Source organism: Micromonospora sp. RV43 (assembly GCF_001029515.1).
Lineage (GTDB): Bacteria > Actinomycetota > Actinomycetes > Mycobacteriales > Micromonosporaceae > Micromonospora > Micromonospora aurantiaca.
On record NZ_LEKG01000238.1, the window covers coordinates 1 to 8,901 of the forward strand.

Genomic DNA, 8,901 nt, shown 5'->3' on the forward strand with positions numbered 1-8,901 from the left:
GTGCGCACCGGCGCGCTCGCCGAGGACCACCTGGCCGCCCTCGCCGGGGCCCGTGCCGCGCTGCTCGGCGCGGCACACGACGCCCTGCTCGACCGCCTCGACACCGCGCTCGGCCGGCCCCGCGCGGCGTGGACCGCCGCACCGGACGGCACCGCCGTCTCCCCGCCCGCCCTGGCCGGCGCGCGGGCCTGGCTGCACGAACTGGCGCTCGCCGGCTGGCGCGGCACCGACCACGAACTGCTCTCCGCCGCCGCCGCGCCGGTCGAGGCCGCACTCGCCGACCCGGCGTCACGCCGCATCGCGGTGCTCCTCGACGGCCTCGCCGCCGAACTGCGCGCCGCCCTGCCGGTGGCGTCGCTGCCACAGGTGCCCGCCCGCCGGTGGGCCGACCTGTGGACCCGCGCCGTCCTGCTCACCCTCGGCGCGCACGGCGAGACCGCGCCCGGCGAGCCGGTGTCCGGCCGGCTGCTGCCCCTCGGCGTCGACCTGCACGAGCACGACACCGCGTTCCAGGCGCAGGTGCACGCACTGCTCGAACCGGCCGGGGGCGGCGCGCCCCGGCTCGTCCGCGTCACAGTGGTCGCGGCGAAGGTCGCCACCATCGTCGGCCCGGCCGGCTGGCGGCTGCTGGAGGCGTACCCGGTCCTGATCAACGCCCTGGCCCAGCGGCGGGCGATCACCGTCACCGACCTCGTCGCCCACGGCGCGGACCTGCGCTGGGCCGAGGAGCGGGCGGCCCTCGGCGAGCCGGCCGACCCGTTCGCCACGGCCCGGGTGCTGCTGGCCGGCGCCACGGCGGCGGCGACCCCACCGCTGCTGCGCCACCCCGCCGCGATCGCCGAACCGGTACTGGTCGAGGGCTACACCGTCCGCGACGACGACGGCGTCCCGGCGCTCGACCTCGACGGCCGGTCCCTGCACCTGGCCACCGACCGGCTGCCCGCCGCCGGTCCGCTCACCCCCGCGCTCGTCGCCGCCTCCACCGCCTGCCTCGGCCTGCTCCGCTGGGATGACGACCGCTGGCTGCTGCAACCCCTCGCCGTCCGGGCCACCGTCAAGCGGCAGACGGTCGAGGCGCACAACGGCGACTGGGCGTGCGGCGTCACCGACCCGAAGACGGCCAAGGCCGTGGCCAAGGCGGGCGACGCCGTGGCGGTGCTGCGCGAACGCGCGGGACGGTTGCTGCGCCGATGACCGAGGACCGCACCCACGCCAACCGCCGCCAGGTGCTCTACTGGCGGCTGCTCGCCCGCCTGTTCCACCCCGACGAGCAGCCCGGCCTGGAGTCGGCGAGCGTCGCCGTCGTCGACGACCTCGGCCTGCCGGCCGCCCTGCTGGACCCGGCCGTCTCCGTCGACACCGTCGTGCAGCGCTTCCCCGCCCTCGCCGGCGAGCTGCGCGGCCTGCTCACCCCCGGCGACGACACCACAGCCGCCGCCGGGCCGTTCCAGCCGGCCGAGACCGAGGTACGCCGCGCCGCGCTGGCGTCCAAGCTGCTGCTCAACGTGTTCGCCACCGGCGGCGGCGAGGTCAGCGCCGGGCAGCTCGCCCGCTGGCAGGCCGACGCCGGCTGGTTCGAGCAGGCGTGCGGCGCGCAGCCCGGTGAGCTGCGCCGCGAGGGCACCGGCCTGGGTGCCACGCTCGCCGGGCTGGAGGGTGACCTGGTGGCCCGGATGCGGCTGCGCGAAGTGCTCGCCGACCCGGCGCTCGCCGCCCGGCTGACCCCGAGCATGTCCCTGATCGAGCAGCTCCTGCGGGACAAGTCCAACCTGTCCGGGGTGGCGCTCGCGAACGCCAAGTCACTGATCCGCCGCTACGTCGACCAGGTCGCCGAGGTGCTGCGTACCCAGGTCGCGCAGGCCACCGTCGGGGCCGTCGACCGGTCCGTGCCGCCCAAGCGGGTCTTCCGCAACCTCGACCTGGACCGCACCATCTGGCAGAACCTGACCAACTGGAGCCCGGACGACGAGCGCCTCTACGTCGACCGGCTCTACTACCGGCAGACCGCCCGGCGGACCACCCCGTCGCGGCTGATCGTGGTGGTCGACCAGTCCGGCTCGATGGTCGACTCGATGGTCAACTGCACCATCCTCGCCTCGATCTTCGCCGGCCTGCCCAAGGTCGACGTGCACCTGATCGCGTACGACACCCGGGCGCTGGACCTCACCCCGTGGGTGCACGACCCGTTCGAGGTGCTGCTGCGCACCAAGCTCGGCGGCGGCAACGACGGCCCGGTCGCCATGGCCCTGGCCCGCCCCAAGATCGTCGAGCCGCGGAACACGGTCATGGTCTGGATCTCCGACTTCTACGAGTTCGACAGGTCCCAGCCGCTGTTCGACGGCATCGAGGCCGTGCACCGATCCGGCGTGAAGTTCATCCCGGTCGGCTCGGTCAACAGCTCCGGCAACCAGAGCGTCAACCCCTGGTTCCGGCAGCGCCTCAAGGACCTCGGCACCCCCGTCATCTCCGGCCACATCCGCAAGCTCGTCGCCGAGCTGAAGAACTTCCTCACCTAGGAGAGCATCCCTGATGTCCGACATGCTCCGCGCCCCCGCCGAGGTCAAGTACGCCGACGAGCTGGCCTACCTCGAATCCGTCGACACCGGGCCGAAGCCGTTCTCCTGGCGGCTGAGCCCTCGCATGGTCCGGCTGTTCGTGCTCGGCTCCGAACGCGCCGACGGCCTCGACCGGGAGATCCCGCAGAAGTGGTTCGGCGACCGCAGCTTCGTCGAACGCAGCATCGTCACGCTCGCCTCCGACCGCGGCCTGCTGCTCATCGGCGACCCGGGCACCGGCAAGAGCTGGCTCGCCGAGCTGCTCGCCGCCGCTGTCTGCCGCAACTCCACGCTCGTCGTGCAGGGCACCGCCGGCACCACCGAGGACCACATCAAGTACTCGTGGAACGTCTCCATGGTCATCGCCCGGGGCCAGTCGCGCGAGTCGATGATCCCCTCGCCGATCATGACCGCCATGGAGCAGGGCGTGATCGGCCGGTTCGAGGAGCTGACCCGCTCCACCAGCGACGTCCAGGACGCGCTGATCTCGATCCTGTCCGAGAAGTACGTCTCGATCCCGGAACTGGACCACGACAACATCGTCTTCGCCAAGCCCGGCTTCTCCGTCATCGCCACCGCCAACAGCCGCGACCGGGGCGTCAACGACCTGTCCTCCGCACTCAAGCGGCGGTTCAACTTCATCCGCATCCCGGTGGTCACCAACAAGCGCAGCGAGGCCGAGATCGTCCGCTTCCGGACCGAGGAGCTGCTGCGCCGGCACCGCATCGAACTGGACGTGCCGCCCACCCTGCTCGACATCCTGCTGCAGAGCTTCGCCGACCTGCGCGCCGCCGCGTCCGCCGCCACCAGCGACGACGAGAAGCTGGAGTCGGCGCTGTCCACCGCCGAGCAGATCGGCGTGCTGGAGGACGCGATCCTGCACAGCCAGTTCTTCGGCGACCGCACCCTGCGCGCGCAGACGCTCGCCGGCTCACTGATGGGCTCGCTGGCCCGCCGCGCCCCGGAGGACCTGGCCATCCTCAACAAGTACCTGCACGGCGTGGTCGAGCCCCGCGCCAAGGCCGACGGCGGCGACTGGGAGGGCTTCCTCGACGGCGGCCGCCAGGCGATCGCGTCGCTGTCATGACCGCGCCCGCACCGACCGGCCTGTTCGGTCCGCTGCGCGACCAGCTCACCGACGCCGCCGCCGCGTTCGCCGGCTCCCCGGACGCGCTCGCCGGCATCCTCACCGGCATGGTCGACGACGTCGACAGGGCGCTGCGCGAACGGCTGGAGATCTTCCCGGTCTGCCACCACTCCCCCGCCTCGGCGCTGGCCATGGCACGCCGCCTGCGCGCCCGCCCGCCCAAGGTGATCTACCTGGAGCTCTGCGAGGACCTGCGCCCCCTGCTCGACGAGCTGCGCAACTGCCGGCTGCCGGTGGCGGTGCAGGCGTTCGCCACCGAACTCGACGGCTTCCCCGCCGAGTGGAGCCCGGTGAGCGTGGTCGCCCCGATCACCGAGGCGTCCGCCGAATACCAGGCCGTCGCGTACGCGCTGGACACCCCCGGCGTGGAGCTGGTGCTCGTGGACCGCTCCACCGACCACGTCTTCCAGTGGACCCCCCGTGACGACACCGGGCCCGCACCGGGGCCGGACTCCGCCCCCGCGTCCGCCGACGAGGACACGGCACTGCACGGCGACGCGGTCGGCGTGGAGATCGGCGACCTGCGCCCCCGGTTCGCCGAACTGGAGGCCCACCTGCTGCACCACGGCAAGGTGCGGCACTGGTCGGAATGGTGGGACCAGTACGTCGAACGGCCGCTCGCCGACGCCGACCACGACACGTACCGCCAGGTCATGGTGCTGATCGGCAGTCTGTTCCGGCGGCTGCGCCCGTCCCGGTCCGCCCGCGACGAACGCGACGAGGACCGCGAACGCCACATGTGGACCCGGATGCGACAGCACCTCGCCGAAAGCGGCGCCGACCCGGCCGACTGCCTCTACGTCTGCGGCGCCTTCCACGCCGCCAGCCGGGTCGAACAGTTCGGCCTCGACTCGACCGCACCGGACTTCCCGATCAGCCCGCGCACCGGCACCCGCTGGCGTTACGGCCTCATCCCGTCCAGCCACTCGGCCATCGAGGCGCAGTTCGGGCTGGCCCCGGGCACCGTGTCCATCGCCGCCGCGAACTGGACGGCCGCTGTCGCCCGCACCCGGCTCACGCCGTACCGGCTGGCCGGGCAGCGTACCGGGAAGAAGGGCCGCCGGGCCCGCGCCGCCGCGCCGACCGCGACCGGCCCGGCCACGGACCGGCTCAGCGGATTCCTCGCCGCCCCGCCCGTCCTCGACGAGCTGGACGAGGCCGAACTGCGCGGCTGGTGCGTCGACATCGTCCGGCTCGCCCGCCGCAACGGCTACCTCGCCAGCACCGCCGACGCGATCGCCGTGTTCGAGACGTCGATCCTGCTCGCCACCATGCGCAACCGCGCGCGGCCCACGCCGTACGACTTCGCCGACGCCGCCGTGACCTGCATCGAGAAGGACGTGGTGCCCGGCCGCCGCGACGTCCGCCGGCTCTGCGAGATCCTCCTCGGCGGCGACCGTGTCGGCCAGGTCGGGTACGACTCCCTGCCGCCGCTGGCCCGCGACGTCCTGGACCGGCTGCGCCCCCTCGGCCTCGACCTGGAACGGCGCACCGTGCAGCGGGCGCTGCTCGACCTGCGCGCCGACCCGGCGCTGGCACCCTGCTCCGACCTGCTGTGGATGCTGCGGCACCTGCTGCCCGCCGACGCGGTCCGCCCGATCATGGGCGAGCGCCGCCTCGGCCACCGCTCCGAACAGGAGAGCTGGGACCTCGCGCTCGGCCGCAACCAGCGCGCCCTGATCGAGCTGGGCTACGAGGGCGTCACCGTCGAACAGGTGCTGGAGCAGCGGCTGCGCCGGGCGGTACGCGGCCCCGACGCGACAGCCGCCCGCGCGCTCGCCGCCGTCGAGGACGCCATCCGGCTGCTGGACAGCCCTCGCCTGGTCGACGAACTCGGCGCGCGGGCGGTGGAGCTGCTCGCCGCCGAACGCACAGTGGACGACGCGCCGGAGGTGCTGCGCCGCATCCGGCGGCTGCTCGCCCACCACCGCACCACCACACCGGCGCTGCCCGCGTGGTGCCGGACGTTCGTCACCACCGGGTACGCCCACTACTGCACGCTGCTGCCCACCGCGTTCGTGGACGAGTCCACCGGCGTACGGCAGGTCGGCGCGATGCTCGGCTTCCTGTTCAGCATGGAGAGCCTCGCGTTGTCGCTCGGGTGCGACCGCTCCCAGCTCGAACTGGCCGTCGCGCAGGCCCACCCGGAGGCCCCGGCCAAGCTCGCGCTGCTCTGGGCCGCCCGCCACCAGCTCGGCCTGCTGCCGCTGGCGCGACTGCGCGAACAGTGCGCCGAGCTGCTCGCCAATCCGCTCGTGGTGCCCGCGTTCCCGCAGTACCTGTCCGGCTTCGTGCACTCGCTCGAACCGGTGCCGGGGCTCGCGCCGTTCGTGGTGGAGACCATGTCGTCCGCCTTCGCCGGACTGCCCGACCCGGTGCTGCTGCCCTGGCTGCCGACGCTGATCACCACACTGCGCGAGCACGGCCCGGAGCTGGTGCCGCTGCTGGTCCGCGAGGCGGAACGCACGTTCCCCGCCACGCTGCCCGCGCTGGACGCCTGGTCACCGCCGTGGGCGGCCGCGCCCACCCCGTCCACCGCGCCCGCGCCGTCCCCGGGAACCGGTCCGGTGCACGGTCTGCTGGTCGCCCATCCGGAGGCGGTCGACGCGGTGGCGGCGCTGCTCGGCTGCTCCGGCGACTGGCAGCCGCTCGCCGAGGGCGGCACGTCGCCGGGTGACGGGGCGTCGGTGCTGCTCGCCGCACACCCGGCGACGGCTCATGCGGTGGCGATGCTGCTGGCGGACTGATCGACGTCGGCGGGTTTGCGAGGGCAGGCGACCATGGAGTGGTGATCCGCTTTCTGCTGAACCTGCTGTGGCTCGTCTTCGGCGGCGGCTTCGTCCTGGCCCTGGGCTACGGCGTGGCCGCCCTGATCTGCTTCGTCCTCGTCGTCACCATCCCGTTCGGTGTCGCCTCGCTGCGGCTGGCGTCGTACTCGCTGTGGCCGTTCGGCCGCACGATCGTGCGCAAGCCGGGCGCCGGTCTGCCCTCCGGCCTGGCGAACGTGCTCTGGGTGGTGCTGGCCGGCTGGTGGCTGGCGCTGTCGCACATCCTCGCCGGCATCGCGCTCTGCGTGACGATCATCGGCATCCCGTTCGGGGTGGCGAACTTCAAGCTGGTCCCGGCGGCGCTGTGGCCGCTCGGCCAGGAGGTCGTCGACAACCCGTAACCACATGCCGGCCCCGGCGCCCGCGCCGCCGGGGCCGGGGCCGGGCCCTCGCCGTGCCCAGCCCCTTCCCTGGCGTCCGCTGCGCCCCGCGAGCGGGTGGAACGTCATGGGTGTCAAACGAGGCCGGAGACACCCATGACGTTCCACCCCGTGGTTAGCACTCCTCGGGCAACGAGTGCGAGTCCTGATGAGCGGGATCCGCGTTCCGGTCACCGGGGTTGCGGGCGATCTTGGTACGAAACTGCCCTGATGGGGGCCGTTTCGTACCAAGATCTGCTGGTCGTCGTTGACTGCTCGCGTGGAGATGCGGAGCGGGCGCGGGCAGCGCACCATCTCTCCGGCGTCCTAGGAGGATGGGGTGATTGCTCAGGGGACGCGAATGGGGCTCGCGGGTGCGCCCGGGTGGCTAGCGTCGGGAGGGTGCGGGACGGGGTGATCGAGACGCTCAAGGCGGACCCGGCGATGTCCGGTCTGCGCCGGTCGCTGGACTTCTACCACGGCGACCCGGCGCGCGACGCCGCCCTGGACGCGTTCTACGCCCCGCTGGTCCGCGCCGGTGACCTGGTCTTCGACGTCGGCGCGCACGTGGGCGACCGGCTCGGCAGCTTCCGCCGTCTCGGTGCGCGCGTGGTGGCGGTCGAGCCGCAGCCGCTGTGCGCCCGGGTGCTACGCGAGATGTACACGGACGACGACGGCGTGACGGTGGTGGAGGCGGCGTGCGGGCGTACAGCCGGGCCGGTGCGACTGCACGTGAACTCGGCCAACCCGACCGTCTCCACCGCCTCCCCCGGGTTCGTCCGTGCCGCCGACGGCGCGCCCGGCTGGACGGGCGAGATCTGGGACGCCCAGATCGAGGTGCCGGGCACCACGCTGGACGCGCTCGTGGCCGCGTACGGCGTACCGGCGTTCGTGAAGATCGACGTGGAGGGCTTCGAGGACGCCGTGCTGGCCGGGCTGAGCCGGCCGGTCCCCGCGCTGTCGTTCGAGTTCACCACCATCGCCCGGGTGGCGGCGGCGCGCTGCCTGGACCGGCTCGCCGCGCTCGGCTTCACCCGGTTCACCGTGGCGATCGGTGACGAGATGGAGTTCGCGCTGCCCGGCTGGCGTCAGGCCGCCGAGGTGGCCGCGTACCTGCGTACGCTGCCGGACGAGGCCAACTCCGGCGACGTGTACGCCCGCCCCTGAACCTCCACTTCGGAGAGATGCGAACCGGACCGGAAGGCATCGACCCTGCTCATCGCCGTGATCGGCGGAGCCGCAGCCCGGGCACTTTTTTCAAGCCTCGAACTTAGCAGTGCATCGTTATCCGTCTGTGATTGACGTGACCCGCGCCACTTGGGTTGACTGCCACGGAACCGCTTCCGCAACCGGTTCCGAAACACCCCGCTCATCCCTGCGACCCGGGAGCGTCACGTGCCGATCACCATCGCCGACGTCGCCACCCGCGCCGGGGTGAGCAAGACGACGGTCTCCCGGGTGCTCAACGGCAAGGGCGAGGTGCACGTCCGTACCGCCGACCGGGTCCGTGCCGTGATCAGCGACCTCGGGTACGTGCCGAGCGCCCGCGCGGTCGGCCTCGCCCGGGGGCGTACCCGGGTGGTCGGGATGCTGGTCCCGGCGCTGACCTGGCCGTGGATGGGCGAGGTGCTCCAGGGCGCGGCCGACGTGGTCGAGGCCGCCGGCTACGGCATGCTGCTGTTCACCTGCACCCACGGCGACGAGTCGATGCGCCGGTTCGCCTCCCAGGTCTCGGCCAAGTCGTTCGACGGCCTGCTCGTGGTCGAACCGGAGGGGACGCTCGACTACATCACCGAGCTGCACCGGCGCGGCCTGCCGGTCATCCTCATCGACGACCGGGGCCACCAGCCCGGCTTCCCGTCGGTGCGGACCACGAACGAGGAAGGCGCGCGGGCCGCCGACGGGCTGGCCAACCGGCTCTACCTCGACCCGGTGCTGCGCGGCGCGTCCCCCAGGACGTGATCGCGGACCTGGCCGCCGAGGGGGTACGTATCCCCGTCGAGGACGGCGAC

6 protein-coding genes and 1 pseudogene are annotated in these 8,901 nt (G+C 73.2%); all 7 read left to right on the top strand.

What is annotated here, in order from left to right; all coding sequences use genetic code 11:
- On the top strand, positions 1-1,194 hold a 1,194-nt coding region (locus ABD52_RS34365), incomplete at its 5' end, for a hypothetical protein (protein ID WP_047894482.1).
- Positions 1,191-2,516 (top strand): VWA domain-containing protein, encoded by a 1,326-nt coding sequence (locus tag ABD52_RS34370; protein WP_030502399.1) that lies wholly within the window; start codon positions 1,191-1,193, stop codon positions 2,514-2,516. The genes ABD52_RS34365 and ABD52_RS34370, both read left to right, overlap by 4 nt.
- Before the next feature lie 13 nt (positions 2,517-2,529).
- Positions 2,530-3,642, top strand: a complete 1,113-nt coding sequence (locus ABD52_RS34375; RefSeq protein WP_013476843.1) for an AAA family ATPase — start codon at positions 2,530-2,532, stop codon at positions 3,640-3,642.
- The gene (locus tag ABD52_RS34380) at positions 3,639-6,449 is read left to right on the top strand and encodes a DUF5682 family protein (protein WP_047894483.1); all 2,811 of its coding nucleotides are present in this window, start codon (positions 3,639-3,641) and stop codon (positions 6,447-6,449) included. Before ABD52_RS34375 ends, ABD52_RS34380 begins: the two co-directional genes overlap by 4 nt.
- Before the next feature lie 41 nt (positions 6,450-6,490).
- On the top strand, positions 6,491-6,871 hold the full coding sequence (locus tag ABD52_RS34385) for a YccF domain-containing protein (RefSeq protein WP_030272340.1): 381 nt from the start codon (positions 6,491-6,493) through the stop codon (positions 6,869-6,871).
- 462 nt (positions 6,872-7,333) lie between these two features.
- On the top strand, positions 7,334-8,056 hold the full coding sequence (locus ABD52_RS34390; protein WP_047894484.1) for an FkbM family methyltransferase: 723 nt from the start codon (positions 7,334-7,336) through the stop codon (positions 8,054-8,056).
- Positions 8,057-8,284: 228 nt separating this feature from the next.
- A pseudogene (locus tag ABD52_RS34395) lies at positions 8,285-8,788 on the top strand (LacI family DNA-binding transcriptional regulator); the annotation flags it as partial.
- Positions 8,789-8,901 lie beyond the last annotated feature (113 nt).